Source organism: Sphingomonas benefaciens (assembly GCF_052907485.1).
Map to the genome: position 1 here is coordinate 415,488 of NZ_JBREIC010000002.1, position 14,371 is coordinate 429,858.

At 65.1% G+C, this 14,371-nt stretch carries 15 protein-coding genes and 1 pseudogene; 5 read left to right on the forward strand and 11 right to left on the reverse strand.

Going from position 1 to position 14,371, the window contains the following annotated elements; all coding sequences use genetic code 11:
* The first annotated feature begins 7 nt into the window (after nt 1–7).
* Nucleotides 8–913: a LysR substrate-binding domain-containing protein gene (locus ACU5AX_RS10320; RefSeq protein ID WP_446690956.1), complete on the forward strand. Its 906-nt coding sequence runs from the start codon at nt 8–10 to the stop codon at nt 911–913.
* A gap of 454 nt (nt 914–1,367) precedes the next feature.
* Here ACU5AX_RS10320 and ACU5AX_RS10325 read toward each other — a convergent pair whose 3' ends face one another.
* From ACU5AX_RS10325 to ACU5AX_RS10360, 8 genes are all read right to left on the reverse strand, one after another.
* Entirely contained in the window at nt 1,368–2,447 is a 1,080-nt protein-coding gene (locus tag ACU5AX_RS10325) for an ion channel (RefSeq protein WP_446690809.1), read from the reverse strand.
* 84 nt (nt 2,448–2,531) lie between these two features.
* Nucleotides 2,532–2,750 carry a hypothetical protein gene (locus ACU5AX_RS10330; protein ID WP_446690810.1) on the reverse strand — a complete coding sequence of 73 codons (219 nt, stop codon included), beginning with the start codon at nt 2,748–2,750 and terminating at the stop codon, nt 2,532–2,534.
* A gap of 7 nt (nt 2,751–2,757) precedes the next feature.
* Nucleotides 2,758–3,333: a type 1 glutamine amidotransferase domain-containing protein gene (locus tag ACU5AX_RS10335; RefSeq protein ID WP_446690811.1), complete on the reverse strand. Its 576-nt coding sequence runs from the start codon at nt 3,331–3,333 to the stop codon at nt 2,758–2,760.
* Nucleotides 3,334–3,376: 43 nt separating this feature from the next.
* Nucleotides 3,377–3,685: a putative quinol monooxygenase gene (locus ACU5AX_RS10340; RefSeq protein WP_446690812.1), complete on the reverse strand. Its 309-nt coding sequence runs from the start codon at nt 3,683–3,685 to the stop codon at nt 3,377–3,379.
* Between the two features lie 53 nt (nt 3,686–3,738).
* Complete coding sequence (locus tag ACU5AX_RS10345) at nt 3,739–4,902, reverse strand: zinc-dependent alcohol dehydrogenase (RefSeq protein WP_446690813.1); 1,164 nt, start codon at nt 4,900–4,902, stop codon at nt 3,739–3,741.
* 11 nt (nt 4,903–4,913) lie between these two features.
* Nucleotides 4,914–5,429 (reverse strand): SRPBCC family protein, encoded by a 516-nt coding sequence (locus ACU5AX_RS10350; RefSeq protein ID WP_446690814.1) that lies wholly within the window; start codon nt 5,427–5,429, stop codon nt 4,914–4,916.
* Entirely contained in the window at nt 5,426–6,013 is a 588-nt protein-coding gene (locus ACU5AX_RS10355; RefSeq protein ID WP_446690815.1) for a hypothetical protein, read from the reverse strand. The genes ACU5AX_RS10350 and ACU5AX_RS10355 overlap by 4 nt, the downstream gene beginning before the upstream one ends.
* 12 nt (nt 6,014–6,025) lie before the next feature.
* On the reverse strand, nt 6,026–7,201 hold the full coding sequence (locus ACU5AX_RS10360) for a zinc-dependent alcohol dehydrogenase (RefSeq protein WP_446690816.1): 1,176 nt from the start codon (nt 7,199–7,201) through the stop codon (nt 6,026–6,028).
* 137 nt (nt 7,202–7,338) lie between these two features.
* On the opposite strand from ACU5AX_RS10360, the gene ACU5AX_RS10365 reads away from it, so the two are divergent.
* The 3 genes and pseudogenes from ACU5AX_RS10365 to ACU5AX_RS10375 all read left to right on the forward strand — a co-directional run.
* The gene (locus tag ACU5AX_RS10365) at nt 7,339–9,603 is read left to right on the forward strand and encodes a PAS domain S-box protein (RefSeq protein ID WP_446690817.1); all 2,265 of its coding nucleotides are present in this window, start codon (nt 7,339–7,341) and stop codon (nt 9,601–9,603) included.
* 66 nt (nt 9,604–9,669) lie between these two features.
* Entirely contained in the window at nt 9,670–10,434 is a 765-nt protein-coding gene (locus tag ACU5AX_RS10370) for a Crp/Fnr family transcriptional regulator (protein ID WP_446690818.1), read from the forward strand.
* 143 nt (nt 10,435–10,577) lie between these two features.
* A pseudogene (locus ACU5AX_RS10375) lies at nt 10,578–10,775 on the forward strand (integrase); the annotation flags it as partial.
* Between the two features lie 238 nt (nt 10,776–11,013).
* Here the strand turns inward: ACU5AX_RS10375 and ACU5AX_RS10380 are convergent.
* Entirely contained in the window at nt 11,014–11,907 is an 894-nt protein-coding gene (locus ACU5AX_RS10380) for a LysR family transcriptional regulator (RefSeq protein WP_446690819.1), read from the reverse strand.
* A gap of 100 nt (nt 11,908–12,007) precedes the next feature.
* Between ACU5AX_RS10380 and ACU5AX_RS10385 the strand changes: the two genes are divergently transcribed.
* Entirely contained in the window at nt 12,008–13,240 is a 1,233-nt protein-coding gene (locus ACU5AX_RS10385; RefSeq protein ID WP_446690820.1) for an MFS transporter, read from the forward strand.
* Here the strand turns inward: ACU5AX_RS10385 and ACU5AX_RS10390 are convergent.
* Complete coding sequence (locus ACU5AX_RS10390) at nt 13,235–13,618, reverse strand: hypothetical protein (protein ID WP_446690821.1); 384 nt, start codon at nt 13,616–13,618, stop codon at nt 13,235–13,237. The genes ACU5AX_RS10385 and ACU5AX_RS10390 overlap by 6 nt on opposite strands.
* The gene (locus ACU5AX_RS10395) at nt 13,603–13,923 is read right to left on the reverse strand and encodes an Arm DNA-binding domain-containing protein (protein WP_446690822.1); all 321 of its coding nucleotides are present in this window, start codon (nt 13,921–13,923) and stop codon (nt 13,603–13,605) included. The genes ACU5AX_RS10390 and ACU5AX_RS10395 overlap by 16 nt, the downstream gene beginning before the upstream one ends.
* Nucleotides 13,924–14,371 lie beyond the last annotated feature (448 nt).

Here is a 14,371-nt window from a genome sequence, read left to right on the forward strand (position 1 = left end):
CTTTGCCATGAACGCAAAACTGACGGGCGGCACCGATCGCGCACGTGCGCTGGCGCTATTCGCGACCGTGGTGGAGCAGCGAAGCTTTTCGGCTGCCGGGCGCGTGCTCGACATGAGCCCATCGGCAGTGGCCCGCGCTATCGACAGGATCGAGGCCCGCCTTGGCGTGCGCCTGCTGCTGCGCTCGACCCGCGCGCTGTCGCTGACCGCCGAAGGGCAAAGCTACCTTCAGGCGGCGCGGCGTATCCTTGCCGACCTTGACGATGCAGAGCAGCTGATCGCCGATCAGGGTGCGCCGCGCGGCAGGCTGCGCGTCAGCGCCGCATTGTCGCACGGGCGACTCTGCGTCGTGCCGCTGCTCGGCCGTTTCGTGGAACTGTACCCCGACATCATCGTCGACATCGCCCTGTCCGACACGCTGGTCGACCTTGCTGCGGGCCAGGCTGATGTGGCCGTGCGCTTCGGTCCGCTTCCCGACAGCGCGCTGACCGCGCGCAAGTTGGGCGAAACCGGTCGCGTGATCGTCGCATCGCCAGCCTATCTCGCGCGGCATGGCGTGCCGGAGGAGCCGGAGGACTTGCTCCGGCACAATTGCCTGAACTTCAACTTCCGCCGCGCCGAGCCGGTCTGGCCGTTCCGACGCAACGGTCACGACTTCAGCCTGTCGGTACGCGGAAGCATCGAGGCCAATAACGGCGAGACATTGGCACAGCTTGCCACGGCCGGCGTCGGCATTGCCCGGGTGGGCGCGTTCAGCGCCGCTCACGAGGTGACGACAGGCGCGCTCGTGCCTCTTCTCGAAAGCTTCAATCCCGGCGACGTCGAGCAGATCCATGCCGTCTTCGTCGGTGGCAGCAACGTGCCCGCCCGAGTGCGGGTATTTGTGGACTTTCTGGCGCGCAATCTGCGTTGAGATCCAATCACGGCTATTCGAGGCTGCTAGATCGTTCCCCTCCGCTGTTACAGCTTCGACACGTCACCTTGCGGGTCTGCTACAATACCCGCGATATCCAGATCGTGTGAATGTCTTCGGCCGACGAGCGCCGCTTTTTGGTGTTTCCTCTGAACGGTCGTACCGGTCTATATGCTGTGGCTATCGCGCGAATTGGCCCCCCAACTCGCTGACGCGACATTGGGGTTGGGCAACGGATATGCCTCGCTCGTTCACTAGCTTTGCTGGCGCTCGGGAATGCCGGCAATTGGGCAACACCGTCCACCTTCTATGACCAAATGTGGCCCTTAGCGGCTGCTCCGCCCTTCCGTCATGACGACTCGGAAGCGTTCGCTCAGCGTGTTCTGCTCAGCTCCTCCCCCCTGCCGCCCGTTCATCTTGTAATCGGCAGCCATCTGTCGTTCGGCGCCATTCGTCAGGATGCCACGATTTCTGCTCGCCTATCGATTTCCGGCATCGAATAGCCAAGCGTCGGAGCCACACGCCGGACGAGCAACTCCCAATCGCTGCGCGCGGCAACATATGCTTTCGCGCCGTTCGGCGACGTCGCGATCTCCGCCTCCGCAAGGATTCTGGTCGCAGCATTATAGCTCTGGCGGAACTGCCAGGCTTCCGCAGAAGGATCATTGCGGGCGCTGCCAGTCGGAAAATGAGAGTCGAGGGTTTCTAGCAGCAATCGAGCGCCGCGGCGGATCGCCGCGACAGGCGCAGAAGCTGAGACGGCGCCATAGCGGTCCTGATCGAGCGCGGTGTCGATCAGCGTCATCGCGTCAAGGAGAACAAAGCTGAACCTGGACACCGCATACAGCGGCTGTTCGAAGCGGAAGTAGAAGAGCAGGGGATAGAAGTGATGCGCCTCCTTGGTCGCCGCGAGCGACCGGGCGAGATTGCCGAGCTCGCTGGTCGCGTCACCTGCCTTGCCTCGGGGCATAAGCCTGGCCAGCATCACCGCCGCGTCACCCGTGCCGTCGCTCATCAGGTCGATCGCGAGCGCCAGCGCGTTGCGCTCGCGAAGAGCCGAATAGACTTGAACCAGATAACTGAGCACCAGCGACAGCACCGACGCGCCGATCAGCGAATTAAGCAGAAAAAATAGCCGTGTGCCCATTGTATGGGGCGAATAGTCGCCGCCGCCGACGATCGATAGGCTATTGCCCGCTACGAGGAGCGCGGTGACGAAGTCAGTCGAGGATGCGCCGCTAGACGGGCGGATGGCGGTGCCGAGCTCGGGCCGAATGATCAGCGCGGCACCGAGCACCAAACCGATCGCCCAGAAGCCGATCAGCAAGACGACGATGAGCGGACCGGCAAACGTGAGAACAGTGCTGTCGCGCCTGCCGGCCAGCTTGGAGACGCCGCGAAGCAGCGCCCATATTCCGCGGTTCCAGTGCGGCGCGAGCAGTCCGGTGCCGGCGCGGGCGTATAAAACGGTCAGGAAGACGTCGGCGAGAAACACTAGCATCAGCGCCGCTCCGACACCCTGTCCTACGGTCATGTTCGGCTCCTCGTCTCTAGCTTCCGGTCGCCGACCGCCCGGCCGACAATATGCGTGGCGCCAGCAGGTTGGTGGCCGATCGGGTTACAGCGCGGGAAGCCGGCGCGGATTGGCGTCGCGCGCAAACGCCGCGCCGATCCGGGCGAGGTCGTTTTCGGTCATCCCCACATCCATGCCCCGACGAAGCGCCGCCACCGCAGACGGCCGGTGCGCCTCGTCGATATACCAGCTGCCCTGGCCGACGACCGAGACCCTATGCGCGCAGTACCGAAAGGGCGCCTTTCCACCCCTCGCGGCGACCACGCCGACATCAATCGGCCGACCGCTGCGCGTGGCCGGACCGCGCCCGGCCGAACAGCGCGATCATCTCGCGATTGAACGCCGGAATGTCGTCCGGCTTGCGGCTGGTGACCAGATTGCCATCCACTACCACCGGCTCGTCCACCCATTGTGCGCCCGCGTTTTCGACGTCGGTCTGGAGCGACGGCCAGGATGCGAGCCGCCGGCCGCGCAATCTGCCGGTTTCGATGAGCGTCCAGGGCCCGTGACAAATGGAAGCGACCGGTTTGCCGGCATCGATATAGGCCTGGGCGAAGACGACGGCGTCCTCGTTCATCCGCAACGTGTCGGAATTGATGACGCCGCCGGGCAGCAGGATCGCGTCGAAGGCGTCAGGACTAGCCTCGGCCAGCGGCAGGTCGACGGGGAAGGTATCGCCCCAATCCGTCAACTGCCACGCCTTGACCTGATCGGTCTTCGGCGACACGAGCCGGGTGTCAGCGCCGGCCGCGTCGAGCGCCTTGCGCGGTTCGGTCATCTCGACCTGTTCGAAGCCATCCGTCACCAGGATCGCGACCTTCATGCCCTTCAGCGTGTCGTCCGGCATTGCCCATCTCCTATGATTGGTTACGCGGCGCGGGGACGTGCGCTTAGGTCGGCGCCTTCTCCGCGACGACATCGAGCTCTTCGATGCTGGGCGTTTCGAAAAGCACGCCTGTATTCTCATTCAGCGCGGTCGCGACCGCACCCGACAGGTGGGCCTGGCGCCCGTCATCGTCAGGAAAGGCATCGAAAATCCCGAACGACGAGGGACCGAACTGAAGACCGAACCACCTGACTGTCCTAGGCTCCCCGTCGACGATCGACCGGCCCCGGTTGAGAAAGTCGCGAACCTCATCCTCCCTGCCGGGCAATGCTTCGAGGCGAACCAGAAGTGCCCTGCTGACCTGCGTCGCCATTGTGAGTCTCCGTTGTTTCACCGGTATCGTGAAGACCTTGGCCCGCGGCGGCCCTAGGGCGCGAACACCGCGCGCAGGCAGCCGTCCTCCTTGTGCTTGAACATGTGATAGCCGGTCGGGCTATCTTCGAGCGAGAAGCGGTGCGTAGCCAGCGCTGCAGGCTTCAGTTCGCCGCGTTGCGCATGTTCGAGCAGCCGCGGGACATAGGCCTGGCCGTGTTGCTGCGCGGTACGCACGGTCACGCCCTTGTTCATCAGCAGCCCGAGCGGGAACTTATCCATCAGCCCGTAGACACCGAGGATCGACAACGTGCCGCCCTTGCGGACGGCGAGCATCGCCTGGCGCAACGCCGTGCCGCGGTCCGTTTCCATATACAGCGCCTGCTTCACCCGGTCATAGGCGCCCTGAAGCCCGGTGCCGGCCGCCTCCATGCCGACGGCATCGATGCACGCGTCAGGGCCGCGCCCGCCGGTCAATTCCTTCAACGCATCAACCACGTCCACTTTGGTGAAGTCGATCGGGATCGCGCCGAAGGACTCAGCCTTGGCGAGCCGTTCGGGATATTGGTCGATGGCGATCACGCGTTCGGCGCCGAGGATCATTGCGCTCTGCTGCGCCATCAGGCCGACGCCGCCGCAGCCCCAGACCGCGATCACGTCGCCGCGCTGGATGTTGCAGAAGTCCGCGCCCATGAACCCCGTCGGAGCGGCGTCCGAGATGAACAGCGCATCGTCGTCGGCCAGGCCATCGGGCACGAGGAAGCAGTCGGTATCGGCGAAGGGCACGCGGACATATTCGGCGTGGCTGCCCGCATAGCCGCCAAAGGCGTGCGAATAGGCGTAGATGCCCGCCGTCGGATAGCCGAGCAGAGGCTCCTGCAGCTCGGGCTTGGGGTGGCTGGTGTCGCACAGCGAGTAGAGGTCGTGCGCGCAATACCAGCACTGCCCGCAGGCGATGAACGAGGGGACGACGACCCGATCGCCGCGCTGCACCCTGGTCACGTCGCGCCCGACGTCGACGATCTCGCCCATGAACTCGTGCCCGAGGACGTCGCCTTCGCGCATCGTCGGGATCAGGCCGTCGATGAGATGCAGGTCCGACCCGCAGGTGGTGGTCAGCCGGACCTTGAGGATCACGTCCTTCGGGTTGAGGATTTCGGGGTCGGCGACCGTCTCGACCCGCAGATCGTTGACGCCGTTCCAGCAGAGTGCGCGCATCGGCCTGGCTCCTAGCGGTCGGTGCCGCCGTGGCGGGCGGCGGGCTGGGGTTCGGTGGTCGGGATTTCGCCGGTCAGGGCGAGCGCGCGAAACTTATAGAGCGCCTTGCGCACGATCTCGGCGGGAGCGATGTGGAAGAGCTTGCTGATCGCCGCTCCAACGGCCCCGCCGGGAGGATCGAACCGCACGTTTAGGTGAAGTTCGGTGCCGCGGTCGCCCGGTGCCGGCCGGAAGACCAGCGATCCGATATTCGGCATGTCAGCGCCGTCTACGGCAGACCATCGAATATCGCTCGAGTTCGGGTCGGCGACCTTCGTCTGCCACCGATACTCGCCGCCTGCCGGCCCGCGCGCGACCCAGTCGGCCGTGCGATCGTCGAGCGGGGTCACGTTGGCGAAATGCGTCCAGATGCGCGACTGGGTGGCTGGACCGAGCCAGAGCGGGCGGAGCTCGTCGGCGGGTCTGCCGATCGTCACCGCCGCACGGGCGGAGCCGTCGAGTTCCGCTTCAGCGGCGGGGGCGCTCATGACGCGACCACCGGCAGCGCGGCTGCGACCGTGCCTTCGGCGCGATAATCGGGTGGAATGTCGAAGTCCTTGCGCGCGAGACCGCGCGACGCCTGAGCGCCCCGCGGCAGGCCCGATCGATCGGAATAGTCACGCTCGCTGCCCGACGAGCGACGGTGCGCGGCCTTGACACCGGTATACGCAGCCACGTCGAGCAAGGTGATGCCGAGGACCAGGGCGGTGGCGATCGCGGCATTGTGGCGCTTGGGGTTGTCACGCCCCAGCGCCGTGGCGAGCGTCGCCAGGTCGAGCGCATCGCCACCGATGCGCGCGCCCAGCCCGATTGGCTTGTCGACCGACAGCGTGGGCACCGCGCTCGCCAGTTCGCGGGCGCCATAGGCACGGATCAGCCCCTCCTTGCCCTCGAGGCCGAGGATGCGGGCAAGCCGCCCCGGTGCCACCAGCTCGGTGACGCCGAGCCCGATGGAGAACCAGCCCAGCGCGCGAGACAGACGGTCGGCGCCGCTCAAGGAGCTCGGCCCCTTGCGCTCGACGCGAGGGTCGCCCTCGGACCGGGCGACGCCGGTGATGTTGGTGAGTGACATGGCAAACGTCCTTCAGGGCTGGAGCATGACCTTGATGCAGCCATCCGCCTTGTCGCGGAACGTCGCATACATCTCGGGACCTTTGGACAGGTCGACCTTGTGGGTGATCACGAACGAGGGATCGATCTGTCCGTCCTCGATCCGGCGCAGCAGATCGCCGGTCCAGCGGGGCACGTGCGCCTGCGCCATGCGGAAGGTCAGGCCCTTGTTCATCGCCTGTCCCATCGGGATCTTGTCGACCAGGCCCAGATAGACGCCGATGATCGAGATGACGCCGCCGGGCCGGCAGACATAGATCATCTCGCGCAGCACGTGCGGCCGGTCGTTCTCCGCCATCAGCATCTGCTTGGCGCGGTCGAGCACCGTGTCAGGCTGGCCGAAATTGACGTGGCTTTCGGTGCCGACCGCGTCGATGCACTTGTGCGGCCCCTTGCCGGCGGTCAGCTCGTTGAGCCGCTCGACGACGCTCTCCTCCTCGAAGTTGATCGTGATCGCCCCGGCCGCAGCCGCCATCGACAGGCGTTCGGGCAGGTGATCGATCGCCACCACCTGTTCGGCGCCGAGCAGGATCGCCGAGCGGATCGCCATCTGGCCGACCGGGCCGCAGCCCCAGATCGCGACCGTGTCGCCGGGCTGGATGTCGGCCTGCACCGCGGCCTGCCAGCCGGTCGGCAGGATGTCCGACAGGAACAGCAGCTTCTCGTCCTCGATCCCGCCGGGCACCTTGATATGGGTGGTGTCGGCGAAGGGCACGCGCAGATATTCGGCCTGTCCGCCGGGATAGCCGCCGGTCAGATGGGTGTAGCCGAACAGCCCGGCGGTGGCATGGCCGAACGCCTTATCGCCCAGCTCCTTCTTGCGGTTGGTGCGCTCGCACACCGAGAAGTTGCCGCGGCGGCACTGGTCGCACTCGCCGCACTGGATGGTGAAGGGGATGACGACCCGGTCGCCCTTCTTCAGGCTGCCCTTGGCGTCGCTGCCAACCTCGACCACCTCGCCCATCGTCTCGTGGCCCATGATGTCGCCGGGCAGCATCGCGGGAACGAGGTTATGGAAAAGGTGGAGATCTGAACCACATATCGCGCAGCTGGTAACCTTGATTATGGCGTCGCGGGGATCTTCGATCGCAGGGTCGGATACCGTGTCATACCGGATATCCTCCTTGCCATGCCAGACTAAGGCTTTCATGCCGGTCTCCTTGAAGGGATGCCGTCGGACTGCCGCATGGCTCGGTTCATCCCCATACGGACGATCCCTAGGGAACCTTACCCAGCCGAAAGAGCTTGCCGGCACGCCGGCAAATCACCTGCGGGAGTGCCGGCAAGATGCCGCAAGATCGGCTGTCTAACGATATCGCGCTCGAATCAGCGATCTTGCGCGAGGTCGAGCGAGCGCTACGGGACGAGCGCCTGCTGCTCGCCTCGGTCCTCGAGAATCTCCCGCTTGGCATCGGCGTCTATGACGCCGACGGCAATGTCACCCTCTCCAACCGATGCCTGCGGACTTATGGGTATCTCGACCGCCTGCCGTCGCGCCAGCCGGCTGAAGCCCACCGTTGGCGCGCTTACGACGCCGATGGCCGGCCGGTACAGCCTGGCGACTACCCAGGCTCGCGCGCGCTGCGTGGGGAGCGCGTGATGCCCGGCACCGACTTCCTCTACGATCCCGGTAATGCGCCGGAACGCTGGATGCGGATCAGCGCCGTACCCTTCCATCGCGAGAACGCCGACCATGCAGAGGCGATCGTGGTGGTGCAGGATGTCGATGATCTGAAGCGCGCCGGCGAGGAGATCGAGGTGGCAGCCGCGAAACTCGCGAGCCAGTCCCGCTTCGTGGAAGCGACTCTGTCCTCCATCCCGGATTATGTCTACGCCTTCGATGCCAAGCGGAGGTTCGTCTATGCCAACCCGGTCATGCTGGGCCTGTTCGGCCTTACCAGTGCCGAAATGTTGGGGCGGACCTTCGCCGATCTCGATTATCCGACCGCCCTGGCCGCCCACCTCAACGACCATATCGACCGGATCTTCAGGGACGCCGTGACGATCGAAGACGAGGTGTTCTACGAGAGCCCCACCGGTCATGCTGCCTATTTCAGCTATCTGTGGGGACCGGTGCGCAACGAGGAGGGCACCGTCGAACTCGTCGTCGGCGTATCGCGCGACACCAGCGAGCGGCGCGCCTTCGAGGAGAAGGTCAAGCGTAACGAGGCGCGGTTGCGGGCTGCCACCGAGCTGGCGGACTTGGGGATCTATGCGTGGGATCCCGTCACCGGCGCACTCGACTGGGATGACCGCTTACGCGCGATGTGGGGCCTTCCGCCTGGCGCACCGGTCGACACGGCGGTGTACGAGAATGGAATCCATCCCGAAGACCTGCCGCGGGTGCGCGATGCGATCCTCGCTTGCGTCGACCCGGCGGGCGACGGTCGCTATTCGATCGAATATCGGGTGATCGGACGCGACGACGGCGTCCTGCGCCACATCGCCACCTTCGGCCGCACCACCTTCGAGCACGGCCGCCCCACAGCCTTCATCGGCGCGGCTGTCGACGTGTCCAAGCAGCGGCGGAACGAGGCCGCCGTGCGGGCGAGCGAGGCGCAGTTCCGCGGGTTCGCGGAGAACAGCAGCAACCTGCTGTGGATCGTCGATCCCGCCGCAGGCCAGATCATCTATCGCAGTGCCGCCTTCGAGCGCATTTGGGGAGTTCCATGCCACGAGGCGCCGACCACGGTTGAGGCATGGATGGAGAATATCCACGCTGACGATCGATCCGCCGTTGCCCGGGCGATGGAAACGGTCACGGCCGGCGAGGTCGTGCAATATGAGTATCGCATTGTCAGGCCGAGGGATGGCGGGGTGCGGTGGCTACGCGACACGAGTTTCCCGATCCGGGATGACGACGGTGCGATCATGCGCATCGGCGGCATCGCCGAGAATTTGACGCAGGAGGATAGCCGGCAGGTCTATATCATCAGCGCCAGGGCATCGGAGGCGCGTCGCCTGGCCCGGTTGGTACGAACGATCGACTATCAGGCCCGCCTCTTCGACAGCGCGGACGCCTTTCTCGACATCGCTCCGGTTTTGGCGCCGGGTTGCGTTCTGGTCGACCTTCGCAAAGCGCGGGAGGACGGCCTTACTGTTCCGCGCGAACTCAAGGCGAGGTCGATCGCATTGCCGGCCGTTGCGCTGGACGAACCGGAGGCTGGTGCAGAAGCAGCGGTCGCCGCGATGAAGGCCGGGGCGATCGACTACGTCCTGTGCGAAAAGGAGGAGGTGCTGCGAGAGACGCTGGCCACGGCCCTGGCGGAGTGCCACGCGACAACGGGGTCGTCGTCGCGGGACGAAGCAGTCAATGCGCAAATCGGACGATTGACGCCGCGCGAGCGTGAGGTGCTCGTTGGATTGATCGACGGCGGGACGAACAAGGTCATCGCGCAAACGCTCGGCATCAGTCCGCGGACCGTCGAACTCCATCGTGCACAGGTGATGAGCAAGCTGGGAGCAGGCAGCCTGACCGAACTCGGCCAGATCGCGCTCGCCGTCGGGCTGTCGTCGTCAAAGGCGGGGGGGAAGGCCCGGAAGCCTACCTAGGAACTATCCCTATGCCGCCGTCGCCAGCGGCGCACGAGCATAGCCTCACCTAAATGGAGTGACGCTATGACACATCTCCAGATCGAAGCTCCGCTCACCGGCGCGTTCAACCGGACATCCCTTCGCACCAAGAAATTGAGCAGGGCTCGAGATGAGGATGTCTCGAACCTGATCATCAGGGCCTTTGCCCGCTATGACATCGGCAATCGGTACGATGTGTCGAATATTGTCAATCACGTGACCCACATCCATCAGGTTGAGGCCAGGCACCCGTTTCCGGCACGTCCGTCCTCCAAGACCGCGCACGTCCTTGTCACTGGATGGGGCTCCCGGTCGCAGATCTTGCGGAACGGGGCGAGGCAGATAACCGATGTGATCATCCCAGGAGATTTTTGCGTCATCGCCGACCTGGAGCGAGAGACCTCGTCCTATGTCGAAGCCTGTGGTCCGGCTCGCATTGCCGCGCTGGACACGGACGCGATGTCGGATCGCTCTCGCAGTCTGGTCGAGCATGCGCGGCGGGCGCAGCAAGGTGAGGTGCTATTTCGCCTCCGCGCCCGCCTGGTCAGCCTTGGGCGCCGCAATGCGCGGGAGCGCCTGGCCTATCTGGTGGCCGAAACGCACGCACGTCTCGGAGCTTTGGGGCTCACGCAGGACGATACGTTCGACTGGCCGTTCACGCAGGAACAGCTCGGCGATATGCTCGGACTGACGCCCGTCCATATCAATCGGGTGCTGGGCCGGCTGCGTGACGAAGGCCTGCTCGTCGTACGAGGCCGCAAGATGGTGATCCTCGATCTGGCCAGTCTGCATCGGGTCGGAGAATTTTGAGCCTCCAGCCTTCCGAGCAACGGTCGTTCGTTCACACACCCTAAAGGCCGATCCTACTTTTCTTTCCATCATCGGTTACCCCACCGGCGCGATCTCAACTGCTCACGTCAGTGTGATGGAGACGGGTGATGGGCCAACCTTTGATGAATCCTGCCTTTCTTGAAGTTCGTCCTTGGAACGAGGGTCGATCGGCCGGTGCCCAACGCGCCCTGAAACAACAGCAGGTCTGAGCCATTCGCTTGTGGCTCGACCAGCATAGGCGTTTGCGCGATCGAACCCGGTTCGACTTCGCCATCGACAGCAAGCTACGCGGCTGTGACGTGGTCAGGACGCGGATTGGGGGAAGCAGCAGACGGTGCGTTCCAGCGATGTTTTGGCGGCTTTTGGCTGTTACGCACCCTTTGACGTGTATTTCTGCATAGCACGCATTGCCTCCTGCCCGAAGACTGAACCATTCTCGGATAAGGTCGACCCGTGTCTCCGACTATCATCGGAGACGCCTTTCGCTTGGCCCTAAATGGCAAAAAGTCATCGTCGGTATCCAGCGGACGTGAGGTCAACCCGGCGAGGCCCGGCATGCTAGATGCGCTCGCTGGCCATCCGGTGCCTCAGCATGTCAACGAACATTCTGGTCCGGACCGGCATGGCGGCGTTCTCCAGCCACAAGGCGTGAACCGGAATGGGGGGCGGTTCATGATTGGGGAGCAGAACCTCCAGCAGGCCCTGGTCGATCTCCGATCGGACCTGCCAGAGCGGTGCCAGACCCACGCCGGCACCCTGGAGGACGGCGGCATTGGCAGCGGCGGCGTCGTTGCAGCGGAAGCGTCCCTTGACGGCGACCTTCGTCACCGCAGCCCCCTCCGTCACGGGCCAGCTATCTCCCTCCGGTCCGAACGTCCGCACCACGCAGCTATGCTCTCGAAGGTCGGCCGGCGTCGATGGGCGGCCATGGCGCGCGAGGTACTGCGGTGCCGCGACCACTACGCGCCTGAGTTTGCCGAGCAGGCGCGACTTCAGCGACGAGGACGCGGGTTCGCCGATCCGCACGACGACGTCTAGCCTGTGTTCGATCAGGTTCATCAGGGCGTCGGACAGGATCAGATCGACCTCCACGCCGGGATACCGGTCGATGAAGGCGGTCGTCGTGGGAACCACATAGCGCGGAGCGAACTGGACCGAGGCGCCCACCCGGAACAGACCGGCGATCTCCGACGCGCCGCGCATCACATCGCTTCTGGCCTCATCGATCTCACGCAAAGCGATCCGGATGCGTTCGTAGAAGGCCGTCCCGGCCGGTGTCGGCTGGAGCCGGCGGGTCGTCCGGTGGACCAGCTTCGCGCCTATCTCCGCTTCAAGACCGATCAGCGATCGGCTTACGGTCTGAAGCGAGCAATCGAGTCGGCGCGCCGCGGCGGTGAGGCTGCCCGCCTCGATGATCGCGACGAAGGTGCGATAGTGCTCAAGCCCCGCCATTCTCAACGTGTCCGTGATTCTAACTCCCAATTATCTCCCATTATCGCCATCCACGATCAAGATAATGTGCTGCCCTCTGATGTTGGACGGAGGAACGGCGTTGAGAACTGGAGTTGCTCGCGAACCCGGATCTGCCAGCCAAGGCGCCGGGTCGCCGCCAACCGCGCTCTTCGCGCTGGCGGTCGGCGTCGTGGTGCTGGCGCTCTATGCCTCGCAGCCCCTGATCGGGATCATCGGACCTGAGCTTGGTCTGTCGCCCGTCACGTCCGGCCTCGCCACCACGTTGACGCTGCTCGGCTACGCGACGGGCCTGTTTCTGCTGGTCCCGCTGACCGATCTCGTTGAAAACCGACGGCTCATCCTTACGACGCTCGCCGCCAATGTCTGTGCTCTGCTGACGCTGGCGGCGGCGCCGACGGCGGCTGCCTTCCTGATCGCGTCCTTCCTCGTCGGACTGTCGACGAGCACGATCCAGATGCTCGTGCCGGTCGCTGCATCGCTGAGTTCCGAAAGCAGCCGAGGACGGACAGTCGGCAACGTGATGAGCGGCCTGATGCTCGGCATCCTCTTCTCACGCCCACTCGCCAGCCTCGTAACGGAGGCCGCCGGCTGGCGGTCGCTCTATACCGCCCTGGGTGTCGCCGTCGCCGCACTGGCGCTCGGGCTTGCTCGCTTTATTCCAAGAATACGGCCCAACGGCCAAACGGGCTATCTGCAACTGATCAGATCGCTGGGATCAATCCTCCGGGAGGAGCCGACACTCAGCCAGCGCGCGGCGACGCAGGCCATGTGCATGGGCGCCTTCGGCGTGTTCTGGACGGCTATCGCGCTCCGCCTCGCCCAGCCGCCGATCGCGCTGGGCCAGACCGGGATCGCTCTTTTCGCCTTGGCGGGCGCCGCCGGGGCGATCATCTCTCCGATCGCCGGTCGCGCCGGGGATCGGGGCGCGACGCGGCCCGCGACAATGCTGGCTCATGCCGCGGTCGCCACCGCCATGATCCTCGCTTATTTCGGAGGTGAGGTTTTCGCGGGCAGCCGGGACACCTCGCTCGCGTTCCTTCTGATCGCGGCGATCGTCCTTGATCTTGGCGTCATCGCTGACCAAACGCTTGGACGACGTGCGATCAATCTCATTCGCCCTGAGGCACGCGGCCGGATCAACGGCCTCTTCACCGGTCTGTTCTTCCTCGGCGGTGCCGCCGGATCCGCCCTGTCGGGCGTTGTCTGGAGTGCCTGGGGCTGGCGCGGCGTCTGCGCGACGGGGCTGGCGTTCGGGATCGGCGCGATCGTCATCTTCCTGACGAGACGTCGTGTTTTCAAGGCTGGATCATGAGCAGTTCGGGCGTTCGGAACGGAGTGTGACAGCCGGTCTGTCTCTACACCGTTCGCAACCATGCGCGCACAGCCTGTACGTCGGCGCAGGCCATGTTCGCGGCAGCAGCATCAAAATGATGCGCCTCGCAACGCCAATGCCGCCCTTCGTCCTGCCGCCACGTCCTTTCCGCTTCGCTGCCGAACGACCCGCGGCGATGTCGGCCTGAAGGTTTTCAATGTCGCGGCGCGTCAGGCCGGCGACCAGCCGATGACCGATGATCGGCCGGACGTGAGTATCGATGCGGCTTCGGTCCATCTTCAGCGTCGTCGCTTCGATCGGGCGCCGGCTGCAGCCGAGGATGCGGCACGCCGCCGCTTCCGTCAGATGCCGTCGCATACGTCCGAGACGGTCATGCCCGCGCGAGCTGCGTGCCGGTCCTCGGACGGATCTTCCCCGTCGGCGACCGCCGCGAGTTTCCGGCGGGCGATGTCTCGCGCCCCGTCCCGCGCCAGAGCCCCGTATTGCCCCAGCACCAGCCGACGGGTGCGGCCCTCCGGGTTGCGGTACTGGATCAGGAAGCTCTTCGTGCCGGACGGCTTCACGCGAACGCCGAAGCCTTTCAACTCGCTGTCCCAGGCGAACACGTCAGCCTTATCGCTCGGCTTCAGCGCGTCGACGACGCGCTTGGTGATCTTGGCCATGCTCAACTCCTCAAATTTCTCGATGTCCTGCTCGTTCTCCGATCTGCTTCCCCGGCGGTCGGGGAAGCTTGGGGGAAGCAGAAGGGCGGAAATCGGCGGGTCGGCGCAGGAGATGGAGGGGATGGTCTGCGTCCAGATTATCCTTGTCGTGGAAGGGGCTTAGCGGGTCGTAACGTGCAAATGGAAACCTTGGCGAAAAGTGCCCGGTGTCTTTGCCAAGCTGGGGGTCGAGGGATCGAATCCCGCCGCCCGCTCCAGTCTTTCCACACAATGTGATGCGGTCGGCGGTCCTGCGGGGTCGCCTGTTCGCTTATGCCTGTCACGGGCAGACAGCGTTATGCCGGTGAAGGTCGCCCATGTCCGACGGCGGCAGGCCGCATGCAAATCAGCGGACCGGCAGCGCCAGCACGGTCTTGCGGCGCCGGTCCGGCCGCCGCCTCGCTGCGCT

Coding starts and splice junctions, on each gene's coding strand:
- ACU5AX_RS10320 (WP_446690956.1), top strand. CDS start 8: ATGAACGCAAAACTGACGGGCGGCACCGATCGCGCACGTGCGCTGGCG.
- ACU5AX_RS10325 (WP_446690809.1), bottom strand. CDS start 2,447: ATGACCGTAGGACAGGGTGTCGGAGCGGCGCTGATGCTAGTGTTTCTC.
- ACU5AX_RS10335 (WP_446690811.1), bottom strand. CDS start 3,333: ATGCCGGACGACACGCTGAAGGGCATGAAGGTCGCGATCCTGGTGACG.
- ACU5AX_RS10340 (WP_446690812.1), bottom strand. CDS start 3,685: ATGGCGACGCAGGTCAGCAGGGCACTTCTGGTTCGCCTCGAAGCATTG.
- ACU5AX_RS10345 (WP_446690813.1), bottom strand. CDS start 4,902: ATGCGCGCACTCTGCTGGAACGGCGTCAACGATCTGCGGGTCGAGACG.
- ACU5AX_RS10350 (WP_446690814.1), bottom strand. CDS start 5,429: ATGAGCGCCCCCGCCGCTGAAGCGGAACTCGACGGCTCCGCCCGTGCG.
- ACU5AX_RS10355 (WP_446690815.1), bottom strand. CDS start 6,013: ATGTCACTCACCAACATCACCGGCGTCGCCCGGTCCGAGGGCGACCCT.
- ACU5AX_RS10360 (WP_446690816.1), bottom strand. CDS start 7,201: ATGAAAGCCTTAGTCTGGCATGGCAAGGAGGATATCCGGTATGACACG.
- ACU5AX_RS10365 (WP_446690817.1), top strand. CDS start 7,339: ATGCCGCAAGATCGGCTGTCTAACGATATCGCGCTCGAATCAGCGATC.
- ACU5AX_RS10370 (WP_446690818.1), top strand. CDS start 9,670: ATGACACATCTCCAGATCGAAGCTCCGCTCACCGGCGCGTTCAACCGG.
- ACU5AX_RS10380 (WP_446690819.1), bottom strand. CDS start 11,907: ATGGCGGGGCTTGAGCACTATCGCACCTTCGTCGCGATCATCGAGGCG.
- ACU5AX_RS10390 (WP_446690821.1), bottom strand. CDS start 13,618: ATGCGACGGCATCTGACGGAAGCGGCGGCGTGCCGCATCCTCGGCTGC.
- ACU5AX_RS10395 (WP_446690822.1), bottom strand. CDS start 13,923: ATGGCCAAGATCACCAAGCGCGTCGTCGACGCGCTGAAGCCGAGCGAT.